Consider the following 16,157-nt stretch of genomic DNA (forward strand, 5'->3'; position numbering starts at 1 on the left):
ATCATATTACTTTTTATAAGATATTTAGGTTTCAAATTATAATCTGCAACAAACTTTTAATCTAAAAGGCAAAAAAAAAGCTAAACTTTTCAGTTTAGCTTTTTTTTTGCCTTTTATAAACCTGATGTTTTATTATTTTTTTAAAAATTCTGTATCGCTCAGGGTTTTCATAAATGCAATGAGATTTATCTTTTCTTCTTCTGTGAGTGGCATCTTTTTTCCATTTCCTTTAAAAATCGGATCCAAATTATCGGCATCTAAAACACCATCATCAAAATAATCTAAAACAGATTTTAAAGTTGAAAACTGGCCAAAACTTCCATACGGAGCCGTATATTCGATATTTCTTAAAGTCGGAACTCGAAAACTCATAAAGTCTGATGAAACTCCTGTTACTCTAGCGCGTCCCGCTTCATTAGTATCCGTATTTAAAGGGAAACCAATATTTCTAAAACTCTGATCCGTAAATAATTCTCCTGCATGGCAGCTCGCACATTTCTGCTGAAAGATTTGATAGCCTTTTAATTCACTTTCTGAAAAAGAGGTTTCTTTTCGTTTTACTTTATCATATTTGCTGTTGGCAGAAATCAGTGTGTATTCAAACTGTGCAATGCTTTTGTAAATTCTGTCCGGAGTAATGTTTTCATCACCAAAAGTTTTTCTAAATAAGTCTTTATATGATGCATCATCTTTAATTTTACCGATTACTTCCAAAATCGAAGAATCCATTTCTTCATGTGTGATAATAGGAACTAAAGGCTGTGTTTCAAGCTGTAATTTACTTCCGTCCCAATTGTAGAATTTCATAAAAGCCAAATTCTGAATCGAAGGTGTATTACGAAGTCCGATTCTGCCTTCAATTCCAACTGCTTGTGTTTTTTGATCTGTAAAAGCATTTTCCTGAATATGACAGCTGGAACAGGATATAGTATTATCTGCACTGAATCTTTTGTCTGAAAAAAGTTTTTCTCCTAATTCTACACCATATTGAGTGGGTTTGTTCTGACTTACAAAAGCATTCAGTTCCGGAAAATCAGCCGGAATTTTTAAATCAATTTCAGGATTATCAATAGCCAGCATTTCCGAATCTTCGCTATTACAGGAAGTCAGAAACAATATTGCTATTACGAAACCTAGTATTTTTTTCATTTTAAATGAATTTTAAAATTGAACCGTTTAAACAGCTCTGGAAATAGGACACGGATTAAACGGATTCGCTATCGCGAAAACGCGGATTTGAACGGATTTTAAAATAATCTGTATTTATCCGTGGCTTTACGAAGTAAATCCGTTTCATCCGCATACCCTTTTTTAGTTTTCTACAGCAGTCACAGAAAACATTCCTGTTATATCGCTTGATCCGTTTCCTCCCAAATTATCTACAAATTTTACCATTTGAGCTGCCGTGTGAACGTTTGGAGTGGCATTATCGTTCATTCCTGTTCCTGTAGAAAGTGTTATTGTATTGGTCTTACCGCTTAACAATTTGTCAAAATCGGCTTTAATTTTGATTTTAGGAGCAGTACTTCCCACAACTGCATTTGTCGTCAGGTTTAAAGTCACATCTCTGTAAGCATTAACACCTTGTGTATAGTTTGGAGCAGTTCCTTCGACTGTGCTGCCTGTATGAATAGACATTGCTTTATTATCTGCATCATAAAAACCTTCAATTTTGGTAAAACGATAACCACTTCCCCATTCCCACATCATCGCTGTGTCATTTGCACCTGCCGCAGCATAGAAATTTGGAAATCTTACCTGATCTAAAGTATTTTGCTCTGCTTTGATCCCTAAACCAAATTTAATCTGCTTGTAAGTTGCTGAAGGTACATTGCTTAAAACATAACTTAAAGAAGCTGTTTTTGCCTGATCGATTACTGTTGCCCCTTTGTCCAAATCGTTTACACTATATGGAACTTCATCTCCGTTATCTTTTACCAGACGAATATTACTGATGACATATTTTAGTTCCGAAAAATGATGTGCTTGCCCAGCTGCAGAAGTATTGGCTGTAGCCGAAGTCGAAGCTGCATTTCCTAAAACAATAGTGGTATTTTTGAAAGTATTATTGAATTCTAAGGTTACATTATTCGCTGCTGGATTGTTATCATCGCTTGAACACGATACGAATCCCAAAGAAACAAGGGATAATAAAAAGTATTTTTTTAAATTTTGCATTTTTTGATATTTAAATTTTTGTAATTAATTATGCCTAAAAGATGCTTTTGGCACATCTTGTTCCATCCTAACTGTAATAATTTTAAACACATAGAAACATAGATTTTATTTGACCTGATAAAGATGAAATAAAAATGACACGTCATTTAACAAATAACTATGTGTATTAATACAAGTGAAACGCCTATTTTCTACACTCCGAAAAACTATGTTTCTATGTGTTTAAATTAATTTTAATTTGATGAGCTAATCAGCAAATAGGCGGTGGTACAAAAATTTCGAGGCAAGGTTCTGTTTGGCCTGTCTCTTTGTAAATCAATACTTTTTTAGAATTTATTTCTTTAATAATATTCAATGTAAATTCAATTTCAGCAGTCAAAATAATGTCGATGTTTTTACTAATGCTATTTAGTTCTAAATCACTATTATTATCTGATTTTTCAAGCTCTTTTTTCAAATGACATTTACCGTGACACTGCAATTCTGGTTTGGCTTTATTGACGCAGAATTCTTTTTCTATATTCTTTTGATTCAGTTTAAAGTGCACAATAATCAATGCCTGCTGGAAAGAAACCAACAGCAGCAAGATTATCATTGTGATACTAAAAACTTTTTTCATTATTATTAGAAATTGAATTTTAAAGAAGTGAAAATATTACGCCCCATTCTCGGAATATTTCCCCAGTCGGCGTAAGTGCTGTAGTATTCATTTAATAAATTTTCTGCTCCGACCTGAACTACGGTCTTCATTTGATTTATTTTGAATGAATAATTCGCAGAAAGATTCCAGATTACATAAGCTCCTGTCAAATCCTCTCCATATTCTGGACTATAATTGATCTGTTCAAAATCGCCATTTACAGAAGTCTGGATTCCGAAATTTTTATGCATAAAATGAAGTGAAGTCAAATAACTCAACGGACGAATAAAAGGCAGATTCCCGCCATTATTATCCATACCACGTGCATAAGTCAAAGTTCCGTTCCAATGTAAATGTTCTAAAATATCATAACTGACATTCATTGACATATTCAAAAGCGTGGCATAATCTAATGAAGTATATCCTTTTACTCCAACCGATTGATAATTCATTGGACTTCCCATGCTAAGGATTCTACCAATAATATAGTTTTCTATGTAGAAATAATTCAGTTTGCCCTGAATGCTTAATCTTTCGTTTTTGAAACCAGCACTTGCATTTCCTTCATACGAAATTTCATTTTTTAAATCAGGATTTCCGATATAATCGTAGCGATCAAAACTATTGTAAATATAGTAGCCATAGCCTTCAGAAACAGACGGTGCTCTATGTCCGTAACCCGTTCCGACTGAAAAATTAAATTGATCAATATTCAAATTGTAGCCAGCATGCAGACTCGGTAAAAATCTTGTTTTTTCCTGAGGTGCTCCTGGATGGAAAATCCAGTTGAATTCGACATATTTAGAGTAATTGTAATTCACACCCAAAGAACCACCTAAATTTACCTGACTTTTTTCCGAAAGTTCCCAAGAGTTATTCATCGAAAGTCCTGCATAACGAGTGGTAACCCAAGGCCAACTGTAAGCAAACATCGTTCTTTTGCTTCTATCCTGCGGATACATTCTCATTTCTGCAATCGAAAGATTATCGTAGGCGTTCAATTGTATTTCAGACGAATAACTGTTCTTTTTCAAATTGGCTTTCGAAACCAAACCATAAGTCGTACTCCAGCCCGGCATATCCATGTGAACTAAGTTTTCTGGTCGTGTCGTATCGTCCATATAATGTTCGATCGCGTTGAAATAAATTTTGGAATCAATCACTTTTACCAAGCCATCTTCAAATAATTGTTTGTATGAAGCTGACGTAATTAAAGCACGAGAAAGCGATAAATCCATTGGAAGTGCTGGATATCCCACATCTTTTGCCATATCAAAAATTGCGTCTACTCTTACAGCAGACAAATCACTTGTTTTATAAGCAAATCCTAATGATGTATTGAACTTTTTATATTGCGAATGTTTTACTTCATTGTCATTTCCGTCATAATAATCATCTGCTTTTCGGTACGAAATACTTCCTTCGGCAACAAATTTTTCACCTGAATAAGCTACATTTCCAAGATTGAAAAATTGTTTGTTATTAAATTCGAAACCGCTTTGGTAAGCTCCGTTCCATTTTTTAGCAAGACCAAAAGGTGTGCTTTTTCTTTTTAAATCGATGCTTCCAGCAATAGTAGAACCGTGTAAACTTCCTTCCTGTCCTGATTTTATATCAATTGCCGAAAGATTATTACTTTCTACATAAGACGTAATCGGATCCATTTTATCTGTACAAGCTCCAAAAATGTGCATTCCGTCAATGGTTACTGTAGAACGTTCTGTGCTCATATTATTCAAAAGTGGTTCCCAAGCATAGGCACCGCGTTTGATAAAACTGATATTATCTGCCGAAGACAAATACTCATCTACAGAAACCGCCATTTTCATTTCGGTTTCAATTTTCTTTTTGGTCGCATTTTTTACCTGAACTTCTTCTAAATTTTTGATGCTGTCGTGGTGCGCATGAGAATTTTGAGCTGTTACTGACATTCCCAAAAAAAGTAACATTATTATATATTTCATGTTTTTAGAATAAAGTATCAATATATAGTTCGCTCTTCACCCCTTCTACTCCCGGCGTGAAATCGGTTGGAACTACGGTTCCTTTCAAAATCAATCCGTTTTGGTTCATAAGGATTAAGTTTAAAGTCCAATTTCCCGTCATCGTGTAATTGACAACACCATGATACAAACCATCATTCTGCTGTGTTAAATCCTGATTGTTTGGCGAAGAATGATTTCCCATTGAAGGTTCCGGCATTCTTGGATCTAATTTTAAAGTATAACCGCTTACTTCTGAATAAGAAAACTGAGAAGGATCTGGAAAAGTACCAGCAGGAATTGTTGGTTTATTGTACTTGTAAATACCCGCAACTAAAGGATTTTCTGCCACTTTTGGTTTTTGCGGAGAAATTAACGCAATTACATATTGTTCGTTATCTTTTCCTGTAAAAGTGGTCATATTCAAGTTTTTATTGCTCTGTTTTTCAACCGAAATATCTTTATTGATTTCATATTTCTGATTGTCAGCTTTAAAACTTATATATAATTTCCAGCTGTTTGAAACTGCTGTTTCACTCGTAAAAACAGCATATCCAGCGAAATATTTATTTGTCGCATCATACGATACATTGTATTCGTGCGGACAAGAACTCGAAGTATTTAGTATTGGTAAAACAGTAACTTCAGATGCACTTACACTTTGATTGGTTTGTGTATTGCTAACTTTTAGATGAAGTTCGTTATAACCTTTATAAAAGGTTCCGTTTAAAGCTTCAATGCTAATTTTATAATTCCCGCTGGTTAACGAAACAGCTTCTTTAAACTCATAATATTCTGGAACTTGTGAACCGATTTCAGCTTCATAATCTGTTTTATCGATTGTACAGGAAGTAATCACACCTAATAGTGCAATGACTAAAATTTTAAAAGATTTCATTGGTAATGAATGTTTGAAAAACGTTTTAAAATGCAACATAAAACCATCCTTTTAGGAAAGTCCAAATGCCGTGAAATTTTAATGGTGTTTTGAATTGAAAATGGATTAAAGCATTTTCAATTGAAGGGATAAGATCAATTCTTTTTGTATGAAAAACCAACGCAGATTCAAGTATTAAACTGAATTTCTACAATATTTAAAATATAGTAAGAAATACAAAATATTGCCTCTTTTTACATCGTTCCAAAAAAAACAATGCCATTAGGATTTAAAAATAGAAAATGATCTCGAATTAAACGAGCGGAGGATGAAAAGTAAGATTAGAAGCCTTGATAGGTTTCTTTTCGAACAAAATAGAAGTATTTTCTTTTGATTCGATAACAGGAACTGCGTTGATCACAACTTCAGCCGTGTTTTGAACATAAACAAGCTCTAATTTTTCTTTTAGGCTGTCCTGCATTTTCTTTTCGTTATCAGAATATTTTTTGATGCTTTTTTGAAGTTCACATCGACCGTTACAATTGTTAAAAACCTGTTTGCGCTGTACACAAATCGTTTTTGCAATTTCTTCCTGGTTGATTTTGAAAGAAGCATATACAAACAAGCTTCCAAAGGAAGGAGATAAAATTAATATAGAAAGTGCTATGATGATTAACCTTTTCAACTGCTCGTTACTTGTTTTGAGCGCAAAAATACATCATTTTTATATTTGTTTTAACCAAATCTACTATTTTCTTTTATTTAATTTAACGAAATAGTTTTTTATCCCTTTTCTTTATACAATTGATGTTGCCTTTCTTTCTACCAACTGTACATTGAACCCCAAGTCTTTAGCTGTTCGAACAGTTGGATCATTAGCCATATTATCCATCATGCCTACAATGGTTAGATTTTCAATTTGGTTATTCTTTAAATAATCATATAAATCCGTTTGTATAAAGCTATTGGGATTATTTTTAGTAATCACAGTTTCTCCTTCCATAGGCCTAACTTCTTCATATATTTCTGCTCCGTAAGTTCCAGAAATAAAATGAGAAGCATTTTTATGCACTGCAATATGCTGGATATGAATGATAGTTCTTCGTTTCTTTCTGAAAATTTCTAAAACTTTCTTTGCTTCAGAAGCCACTTCATAACTTCCCTGAAACTCCATTTTCCCTTTGTAAAAATAATCGTTTTGTATGTCCAACAACAATAATGCAGATTTGGTATATTTTCTTTTCATTACAGTATATTAACCTTTAAAATCTAAAAAAAATACTGCTGGTTTCAGTTGCTAAGTTCAATCCAAATCTATTGCAAACATTAAAAAACAAATATACTCCGGACCCCTCTAGAGCCTGCCATAAACAGGATTGGTTTAATGTATTTAAGGAAATAAAAATGGGAGAAATTGTGCAGCTTTTGACGAAACCAGCAGCCCAACAAAAAAAGCTTTAAAACAAAAACTATTTTGTTTCATTTAAAAACTTAGCTGCGAAACTAGTCATTTGAAACAGGCAAAAATGGAGCGTTTCTTTACCAATTACGTAATAAGTAAAATATTTCTCCGACAAAAAAAACGTAAACAACTGAATTAAAACCTCTTAAAAAACAATCAAATTTTAAGTATTAAAACTTCAATTAATTAGGTCAAAGTTTATCCATTTGATGCAAATAAAGCAAGACTAATTACACATAAAATTTAATGTTGTTAAGAAAACAAATACCCAACTATATTTTGAAAAATTATGCCTACATTCCCCGTTTACTATACTAAAATCATATTAATACAATAGAATATATATTTATAATATAAAACTGTTTGATTTAATTTATAACTAAATACCACATGCAATTAAAAAATACTCTCCTCCTACTTGCTTGTTTTCTTTCGCATTGCCTCTGTTATCCACAGCAGTCATTCGAAAGTATTTATACCGAAACCTATCAGATTTTGTTAAGTTCAAATCCGAAAAAAGCTTTGAGTAATACTGATTATCTCTATACACTCGCAAAAAACAACACTGACAGAATAAAAACGCGTATGCTGAAGGCGCATCTTTTGTATCAATACGGAATTAATAATGAAGCAATTAATGCATTAAAACAAGCCGATAGTTTGGCTTTGCTGGATAAAGATTATGCTTTTCAGGCTAAAATTTATGGCTTTATGGCTTCGCTTTACCGTGAAAGCGAGATTTATGACATTGGGAAAACATATCTGAACAAAGCCGTTACGATTAGTAAAAAAATCAAGGACGAAAGTGAAATGTTTCGTTTTCAAGGAAATTTATCTCAGGAGCTTGCTTGTTATGAACTGCTGGAATCTAATTATTCTAAAGCTATTTTACATCTAAAAAAAGGAATTCAATTATTTGAAAAGGCAGCTTCTGTAAGCGATAAAAATTATCAAATTGCAATTAACGATGAACTTATTGCCCGTAACTATCTTGAACTGCATAAAGCGGACTCTGCTTTATACCATTACGAAAAAGCTGAAAAAGAACTACAAGAATCTTTGTCTCAAGACAGTCCTTTAAAAGGTTTTATTTATAATGGTTTAGCAAATGTCTATGTTTCAACGAAAGACTACAAAAAAGCTTTATTGAATTATAAAAAAGCGGAAGAAATTGCCGAAAAATCGGATTACTCTGCCTTAAAACAAGAGGTTTATAATTCGTTAATGGAATTCTACAAAAAGACCGATTCCAAAAAATACATCACTTACAATGAAAAAAATCTAAAACTGGCAAAAGCTGACAATGACAATAAAAAGGTAATTGCAGATGATTTAATTCGTTCCATCCGAAAAAACCATTTGGACAGTCAGTCTAAATATCAAAAACACAAACTTATCATTTTAGGTATTTGTGCTTCTTCCATTTTAACTACCATCGCATTATATATCTACAAAAGAAAACAGGATCATAAAAAAATAAAAGCTTTTATCGAAAATAACAAAGTTGCTTTTAAAGAAGAAACAGAACCCGAAATAAAGAAAGATGCTTCCAAAGAATACATGTCTGAGGCAACTGAAAATGCAATTCTGGAAAAACTAAACGAATTTGAAAATTCCCTTTTTTATCTCAATAAAACCTTATCGCTCAATTCTGTGGCTTCAGAATTAAATATCAACCACCGTTATTTGTCTTATGTTATCAATAAACATAAATCAAAAGATTTTGCGGGATATATTAATGAGTTAAAAATCAATTATATCGTCGATTGCTTAAAAAACGATCCGAGTTATTTAAAATATAAAATAAGTTATCTGGCCGATCAAGCTGGTTTTGCTTCGCACACTCGATTTACTATTACTTTCAAAAAAATTACAGGCGTTTCTCCTTTGGCTTTTATTACCTATCTTCAAAATAATAACGATGTGGCATAAACGTTTACAATTTTGAATTTTATTAATCATTAGCTTAAAGAGATTGAATGAGTTAAACTGTTTTTTCAGTTTATTTTTACTTTGCAGTAATGTTAAGAAAAAGATTATTTCTACAAAAGAGCTCTTTCATTTCAAGCAAATATCAACACAATTCTTTCAAACTCATTTTAACAAAATTATCGCCATTATTTTGACCAAAATCTTCAAAATGATGCGAAATATTCGAAATATTATTCAATCAACTGATAAAAGTTATAGATTTGCCCAAAAACAATAGCAATTTTATTCCTTAAATGGAGAATACCACATCAGATATTTTATTATGGCAGCAGATCAAAAAAGGTGACATTACCGCCTTTGAGAAGCTGTATGATAGCTACGCTGATGTTTTACTTACTTTTGCTTTACAATATACTAACGAAACTTCTATCGCTAAAGATGCGATTCACGACGTGTTTTTAGACATTTACAAATACCGAAGCGGTCTTGCCGAAAATGTCAATGTAAAATCGTATTTGTTTAAAATCACACAGCGAAATGTTTTAAAAAAACATAAAGCCACTCAAAAAACATTTTCTTTAAGTACTGACTATGATTCGGTTATATTAAAAGAACTTTCTTTTGAAGACACTTTAATCGAAGAAGAAAACCATCAAGCGCTGAACTCCAGACTGGCTTTTGCAATGGAAGAACTTACCGATAAACAGCGTAAAGCTTTATTCTACAGATTTAACGAAGACAAACCTTATGAAGAAATTGCTTCTATTTTAGACATTTCTATTGAGTCTTGCAGAACACTGATATACAGGTGTTTGAAAGAACTTCGAAAAAAACTTTAAAAAAAGGTTATTTTTTATGTCTATGTTTTACAAGAGTCGTTCTCTTAGTATTATATACCCCATAAAAACATCGCCTTGCAAATTAATTTTAATAAAATATCAAACGACGAAAAAGATTCTTTAAAGAATCAAATTCGTCATGGACTAATCGAGCTGGAACAAAAAGAAACCAGACGCAGGAAAAAGAAAAGATTAATCGCCTTTTCTGCTGCTGCGAGCGTGGCACTTTTAGCTGGATTGTTTCTGAACCGAACTCCAGTAAGCAAACCTAAAACAGATTTAGAGCTCTTTGCTGAAAAAGGAGCAACAACTGAATCTAATGAAGACTTAGAGGATATCTCTCTTGTCCTGCAAGATCAGAAGACTATTGCTGTACAAGACAGCTCAATCATTAGTTATGGAAAAAATGGCAAAAAAGTTACGGTTGGAGAACTGGCTATCAATACCAACTCCAACAGCGCTTCTTTTAATACGGTTAGAGTTCCTTACGGAAAAAGAACGCAAATCGTTTTAACCGACGGAACAACCGTTTGGCTGAATTCAGGTTCATCTTTAATTTATCCAACTCAATTTGACGGATCGATTCGTGAAGTGTATTTAACTGGTGAAGCGGCTTTTGATGTCGCACATAACAAAGCCAAGCCTTTTTTCGTAAAGACAAAAGAATGTAATGTCCGTGTACTTGGAACAGTTTTCAATGTGAGTTCCTATCCTGAAGATGAAACGATTCAAACTGCTTTATTGCAAGGAAAAGTCCGAATTACATACAACAAAAAAGGATTGTTAAGCAACAAAGAAATTCAGGAAGACTTAACACCTGGAATGATTGCTACAATCAACAAAGATCAAAAACAGCTTAAAGTAGAACGAAAAGATGTGGCTTCAATATTGTCTTGGAGAGAAGGTTATTTTACTTTCAAAAGTCAGTCTTTGAATACCATTTTAGGGAAACTTTCAAAATATTATAAAATTGAATTTATAAAAGGAGAAAATTTAAATCTTGACGCCAATTACTCCGGCTCATTTGCTTTAAATGAAAACCTGAATTCACTGGCTAGTACTTTAGCGAGTATTACCAACAACAACTGTACTGTTAACGCAAACCAAAGAACTATTACAATTAAATAAATAAAAAAATCAATTCTAAAACCACCAAAGCCTATGATATAAGACCAGAAATAAACATATCAACCTTATTTGTAAAAACTAACCAAAAAAAAACCAAAAGATGTTGGAACCATCTTTTGGCATTGTAGAACTGTAGTCAACGCTAATTGACTATCTCTTAAATTCAAAACAAAATTATGAATAAAAAACATAATTCAGAAAAGTATTTTTCTGGACGATACCACTATTACCTATATCTGCTGCTTATGAGATCTGTTACTGCATTTATCTGGATAAGTATGTGTAGTTTATATGCGAACCCTTCTTTAGGACAAAATAAAATACATGTTCGTTTCAAGAACACGCCACTAACCGAGGTATTTTCTACTTTAGAAAAACAGACTAACTATGTCTTCTTCTATAATGATGATGTGCTAAAATCGGCCAATACTATTACATTGGACAAAGACGCAACATTGGAAGAAATCTTAAATAATGCTTTAAGAAGCAACAATTTAACCTTTGATATTATTGATAAACAAGTTGTTGTAAAAAGAAATAAAAAGAAAGCAGAACAGCTGGAATATGACTTAACTGGTAAAGTTACTGATAAAAAAGGCTTACCGCTTATTGGTGTAAACGTAATTCTAAAAGGCAAACAATCTTGGGATATCACCAGAAAAGAAGGTGAATATCGAATGAGGGTTTCTCCTTACGATACTATCGTTTTCAGCTCTTTAGGTTTTAAAACTGTTACGGTTCCTGTTAATAATAAACGAATTATAGATGCAGTACTTGTACCAGATGTTATGGAATTACATACTGTAGAGATTGCAGTATCAAATGGTTATACTGAAATTCCGAAAGAAAGAGTTACTGGTGCTATTGGGGTAATGACCGCAAAAGAACTTGCGGAAGTTCCAACAGTTGACATTCAGTCAAGATTGGAAGGAAAACTGGCTGGTGTAAATGTTGATCCAAGAACAGGTTCTATCAGTGTTAGAGGAACTAATAGTTATAGCGGAACAGGGCAGCCATTAATCGTTATTGATGGTTTTCCACAATCAAGAGAAGATTTTGCTTTTTCTAAAAGAGGAGTGCCAGGATCTTCTATTTTAAGTTTTCTTAATCCAGATGATGTAGAGAGTATAACCGTTTTAAAAGATGCCGCTGCAAGTTCAATTTGGGGATCTATGGCTGCTAATGGTGTTATTGTAATTACAACCAAAAAAGGCAAAAAAGGAGAACCAACAATAAGCTTCAATACGACTACAAGCATTGGAGAAAAAATAGATTTGGGAAAACTGCGTGTTATGAATACGGCCCAATATATTGATTATGAAAAAGACCTTGTGAATGGTGGATTCGTTGCTGATAACATTTCGAACTGGCAGGCTCTTAATCCAAGTGCCGCGCAGGAAATTATGTTTAGACAAAAAAGAGGCGAAATTTCGATAGCGCAAAGAGATCAGTTATTAGCCCAACTTGGACAAAATGATAACTTAGGACAGATAAACAAATATTTACTTCGAAATTCAGTTACAACACAATACGATTTATCTATAAATGGCGGAAATGAAAAAAGCACTTACTATTTATCTTTAGGATACAATAAAGATCATGCTGCCATGAGAGGAAATGATTCTCAATCTTACAATATCACGTTAAATAACTCTTTTCAGCTTAAAAGCTTTTTAAAATTAAATACAGGAGTCAATTATGTTCCAACATCGTATCAAACCAATACAGTTGCAAACGAAGCTTTGTCAAATGTATCGGCTACGGCTTTGCGTCCGTATGATATGATCGCTGATGAAAACGGAAATGGAATTAACCGTTATTTCCTTTTCAGACCTGAAGTTTCAAAAGGATTTGAAGCAAAAGGATATTTACCTTGGTCTTACAATTATTTAGATGAATTAAATTATTCTAATGTGATAACCAAAGGAGCTAACATTAGATTAAATGCGAGTTTAACAGCAACAGTTACAGATTGGTTAAATTTTGAAGCATCAGGAATGTATACTTCTATTACAAATAAGACCAAATCTTTAAGTGAACTGGATAGTTATTTTACTCGAAACATGATTAACCAGGCAACATCTGTTAATACAGCTGGGAAATTAGTTTATGGTATACCGCTGGGTTCTTATTTATACAACACGAACATTAACAATGATACTCAGAGTATGCGTTTTCAAATGAATATCAATAAGAATTTAAATGAAAACAACAGCTTACACTTCTTAGCAGGTACAGAAATTAGAGAAGAACGCAGAGAAGGCTCAAGCCAAAGATACTACGGTTATAATGTAGATACTAATTCAGGTCAATCTGTAAATCCTACCGTTTATTACAATACGGTTTATGGATGGCAGAGCATTATTGGAACTTCTGACAATAGCATCAGTAAATCAAGAAACCGTTATTTGTCCTACTATGGGCTGGGTTCTTATGATTTTATGAACCGCTACCATGTTTCAGGAAGTGTCCGCTTTGATGATACTAACTTAGTGGGAGCTTCTAAAAAAAATAGAGCATTGCCACTTTGGTCTGTAGGAGGTAAATGGGATATGAATAAAGAATTTTTCTTAAGAGATGTAAACTGGTTAAGCAATTTAGCTTTTAGAATTACTTATGGTAAGGCAGGAGTTTCTCCTAGTGGTGGTTTCGGAAGCCAAAGCCCTGTAATCAGCATTGGATCTGTCGATTTTAATACGCAGTTACCAACAGGATCTATCAGCATACCTCAAAATCCTGAAATTAAATGGGAGACAACATCAACATTCAATTACGCTTTAGATTACGGTTTTTTCAATAATCGTTTACGAGGAAGTGTTGATTTTTATTATAAAAAAACAGAAGATATTTTAGTAAATCTTCCTTTTAATCCAACTTATGGCTGGTCTTTCGTAAATTACAATACAGGTACCTTAAAAGGACATGGAGTAGATTTATCTCTTTCAGGAACTATTATAAACACTGCTTTTAAATGGAATAGCACTTTTAATTTCTCTTATAATACTAATGAAGTTACAGACTCTCGTTTTAAGGCGACTACTACTAACCAATATCTATCTGGTGTAACAACCGAAGGTAAGCCTATCGGATATGTTTACGCTTATAATTGGGCAGGTTTAGATAATACTGGTCAATCTACTGTATATAAAAAAGACGGAACAATTGTGAATTCAACTCAAGGAATTGCATCGATTGATAAAGAAGATTTAAAGTATATGGGAACTACTTTTGCTCCTTATTTTGGAGGACTTATGAATGATTTCTCTTTTAAAAATTTCAGATTAGGAGTTCAGATTACCTATTATGCAGGACATGTATTTAGAAATACTGTCTTACAAAATTATCCTTCTTATTCTGGAGTGCAATATGGAGCTGTCGCAAAAGACGAACTGGTAGCAGACAGATGGAGACAAGCTGGAGACGAAGCTTTTACAAACGTTCCTGGTCTTACCAATATCAGCTTTAACAGTTTGAACCGTTACCAAATGGCAGATATTAATGTACTACCTGCTGATAACGTAAGATTACAGCAAGTTTCATTAGGATACAATGTCCCTTCAGAGTGGTTGCAAAAAACTTTTATTAAGTCGTTAAGTTTCAATTTTGCAGCGAGAAATTTAGGATTGCTATGGGTTAAAAATGATTTAGGAATCGATCCTCAATACCTGTCAAACAATAACTATAATACGCTTCCACCGCAGCGTAATTACTCTTTACAGTTTAATTGCAGTTTTTAATTTAAAAAAACAGATCATTATGAAATTTCTTAAATCCACATTATATATATTCCTTCCTTTACTTTTACTAAACTCATGTCGAGATTATGTTGAAGTGGAACAGGTTGGAAACAACAGAATTTTAAAATATACTTCTGATTACAGAGCCATAGCCAATAATTATAATGATATAACTTCCTCTGGAGGAATTTATCTTATTGCTAATGCTGATGTTGAATTTCCAACAACTTATCAAAACGGAGTTACTACTATTTGGGGCAACAGTTATACTTGGCAGGATAGAATCTATGATCCATCTCAAGGGGATTCAGACTGGACAGGATTATACAAAGCCGTTTATTACAGTAACGTAATTCTGGATGGCGTAATGGGAAGTGAAAAAGGAACTGAAGCAGAAAAAAAAGAAATTTATGCTGAAGCCTTTGTACACAGAGCATTTGCTTATTTACAATTGGTAAATACTTATGGGCCACAGTTTGATCCAGCTTCTGCAAATTCAGAAAAAGCAGTGCCTTTGTTATTAAAACCAGAATTGTTTTCTTCTTTAGACAGAAACACAGTAGGTCAAGTTTACGATCAAATCATTTCTGATTTAAAAAGCGCTTTGGATAATGGCATTCAGGATGACCCTCAGTTTAATGTGCTTCCTTCAAAAAGAGCCGTTTACGGATTACTTGCGAGAACTTATTTATTGATGGGACAATATCAATTGAGTCTTGAAAATGCAGAGAAAGCTTTACAGATGCAAAATGGTTTAATCGATTTTAAATCGTTAGCTACAGCATACAGCTATCCGGTTTTGATTCAGAATCCTGAAGTTATATTTTCAAAAACTTTGCTTTTAACTTATAACGGTGCGCCATTATCAACAGAACTTTTAAATAGTTTTGGAACAGATGATTTACGCTACAATTATTATACTGCTCCGGGAACTTCCTTCTATCCTACTTATACAGGAAGAGGTTTCGGAGTTTATACTTACAGTTATACAAACGGAATTAATATTGGAGTTTCTGTACCTGAAATGTATCTGATTGCAGCCGAATGTTATGCAAGATCTGGCAAAATTACAGAGGCAGTTAATTATCTAAATATTCTGAGAGCAAAACGTTTTAAATCGGGAGCAGCTTACACTGTTACCGCAACAACAAACAAAGAAGCTCTGGATTTGGTTTTAGCCGAAAGAAGAAAAGAATTCATCGGAAGAGGTTTCCGCTGGTTTGATCAAAGACGATTAAATCTAGATCCAGCTTATAGAAAAACATATACTCGAGTTTTTAAAGGCCAAACCTATACTTTAGAACCAAACAGCGGTGGTTATGTATTCCCAATCAATCAAAATTATATCGATCTAAGCCCTGAATTAGGGAAATAAAAAAACG

Annotated in this window: 12 protein-coding genes; 5 read left to right on the forward strand and 7 right to left on the reverse strand. The window is 33.2% G+C overall.

Annotation, left to right across the window (positions count from 1 at the left end; all coding sequences use genetic code 11):
- Window positions 1-132 precede the first annotated feature (132 nt).
- The 7 genes from GSY47_RS04755 to GSY47_RS04785 form a co-directional block, all read right to left on the reverse strand.
- On the reverse strand, window positions 133-1,149 hold the full coding sequence (locus GSY47_RS04755; protein ID WP_179003611.1) for a cytochrome-c peroxidase: 1,017 nt from the start codon (window positions 1,147-1,149) through the stop codon (window positions 133-135).
- A 162-nt stretch (window positions 1,150-1,311) separates the two neighbouring features.
- Complete coding sequence (locus GSY47_RS04760; protein WP_219071129.1) at window positions 1,312-2,178, reverse strand: MbnP family protein; 867 nt, start codon at window positions 2,176-2,178, stop codon at window positions 1,312-1,314.
- A gap of 250 nt (window positions 2,179-2,428) precedes the next feature.
- Window positions 2,429-2,797 carry a hypothetical protein gene (locus GSY47_RS04765; RefSeq protein ID WP_179003609.1) on the reverse strand — a complete coding sequence of 123 codons (369 nt, stop codon included), beginning with the start codon at window positions 2,795-2,797 and terminating at the stop codon, window positions 2,429-2,431.
- 5 nt (window positions 2,798-2,802) lie between these two features.
- The gene (locus tag GSY47_RS04770) at window positions 2,803-4,782 is read right to left on the reverse strand and encodes a TonB-dependent receptor plug domain-containing protein (protein WP_179003608.1); all 1,980 of its coding nucleotides are present in this window, start codon (window positions 4,780-4,782) and stop codon (window positions 2,803-2,805) included.
- Window positions 4,783-4,786: 4 nt separating this feature from the next.
- Window positions 4,787-5,698: a hypothetical protein gene (locus GSY47_RS04775; RefSeq protein ID WP_179003607.1), complete on the reverse strand. Its 912-nt coding sequence runs from the start codon at window positions 5,696-5,698 to the stop codon at window positions 4,787-4,789.
- A gap of 292 nt (window positions 5,699-5,990) precedes the next feature.
- A complete protein-coding gene (locus GSY47_RS04780; RefSeq protein WP_179003606.1) occupies window positions 5,991-6,362 on the reverse strand; it encodes a hypothetical protein in 372 nt (123 codons plus the stop codon).
- A 111-nt stretch (window positions 6,363-6,473) separates the two neighbouring features.
- Window positions 6,474-6,923 carry an isochorismatase family protein gene (locus tag GSY47_RS04785; protein WP_179003605.1) on the reverse strand — a complete coding sequence of 150 codons (450 nt, stop codon included), beginning with the start codon at window positions 6,921-6,923 and terminating at the stop codon, window positions 6,474-6,476.
- 606 nt (window positions 6,924-7,529) lie between these two features.
- Here GSY47_RS04785 and GSY47_RS04790 point away from each other — a divergent pair.
- The 5 genes from GSY47_RS04790 to GSY47_RS04810 all read left to right on the forward strand — a co-directional run bounded on the left by GSY47_RS04790 (window position 7,530) and on the right by GSY47_RS04810 (window position 16,150).
- On the forward strand, window positions 7,530-9,071 hold the full coding sequence (locus tag GSY47_RS04790) for a tetratricopeptide repeat protein (RefSeq protein ID WP_219071130.1): 1,542 nt from the start codon (window positions 7,530-7,532) through the stop codon (window positions 9,069-9,071).
- Window positions 9,072-9,364: 293 nt separating this feature from the next.
- Window positions 9,365-9,910, forward strand: coding sequence for an RNA polymerase sigma factor (locus GSY47_RS04795; protein WP_179003603.1), 546 nt, complete (start codon window positions 9,365-9,367; stop codon window positions 9,908-9,910).
- A gap of 75 nt (window positions 9,911-9,985) precedes the next feature.
- The gene (locus GSY47_RS04800; protein WP_179003602.1) at window positions 9,986-11,038 is read left to right on the forward strand and encodes a FecR family protein; all 1,053 of its coding nucleotides are present in this window, start codon (window positions 9,986-9,988) and stop codon (window positions 11,036-11,038) included.
- 176 nt (window positions 11,039-11,214) lie between these two features.
- A complete protein-coding gene (locus tag GSY47_RS04805; RefSeq protein ID WP_219071131.1) occupies window positions 11,215-14,775 on the forward strand; it encodes a SusC/RagA family TonB-linked outer membrane protein in 3,561 nt (1,186 codons plus the stop codon).
- A gap of 19 nt (window positions 14,776-14,794) precedes the next feature.
- The gene (locus tag GSY47_RS04810; protein WP_179003600.1) at window positions 14,795-16,150 is read left to right on the forward strand and encodes a RagB/SusD family nutrient uptake outer membrane protein; all 1,356 of its coding nucleotides are present in this window, start codon (window positions 14,795-14,797) and stop codon (window positions 16,148-16,150) included.
- Window positions 16,151-16,157 lie beyond the last annotated feature (7 nt).

It is taken from the genome of Flavobacterium quisquiliarum (genome assembly GCF_019308285.1).
Classification (GTDB): domain Bacteria; phylum Bacteroidota; class Bacteroidia; order Flavobacteriales; family Flavobacteriaceae; genus Flavobacterium; species Flavobacterium quisquiliarum.

Coding starts and splice junctions, on each gene's coding strand:
- GSY47_RS04785 (WP_179003605.1), bottom strand. CDS start 6,923: ATGAAAAGAAAATATACCAAATCTGCATTATTGTTGTTGGACATACAA.
- GSY47_RS04790 (WP_219071130.1), top strand. CDS start 7,530: ATGCAATTAAAAAATACTCTCCTCCTACTTGCTTGTTTTCTTTCGCAT.
- GSY47_RS04795 (WP_179003603.1), top strand. CDS start 9,365: ATGGAGAATACCACATCAGATATTTTATTATGGCAGCAGATCAAAAAA.
- GSY47_RS04810 (WP_179003600.1), top strand. CDS start 14,795: ATGAAATTTCTTAAATCCACATTATATATATTCCTTCCTTTACTTTTA.
- GSY47_RS04775 (WP_179003607.1), bottom strand. CDS start 5,698: ATGAAATCTTTTAAAATTTTAGTCATTGCACTATTAGGTGTGATTACT.
- GSY47_RS04755 (WP_179003611.1), bottom strand. CDS start 1,149: ATGAAAAAAATACTAGGTTTCGTAATAGCAATATTGTTTCTGACTTCC.
- GSY47_RS04760 (WP_219071129.1), bottom strand. CDS start 2,178: ATGCAAAATTTAAAAAAATACTTTTTATTATCCCTTGTTTCTTTGGGA.
- GSY47_RS04805 (WP_219071131.1), top strand. CDS start 11,215: ATGAATAAAAAACATAATTCAGAAAAGTATTTTTCTGGACGATACCAC.
- GSY47_RS04770 (WP_179003608.1), bottom strand. CDS start 4,782: ATGAAATATATAATAATGTTACTTTTTTTGGGAATGTCAGTAACAGCT.
- GSY47_RS04765 (WP_179003609.1), bottom strand. CDS start 2,797: ATGAAAAAAGTTTTTAGTATCACAATGATAATCTTGCTGCTGTTGGTT.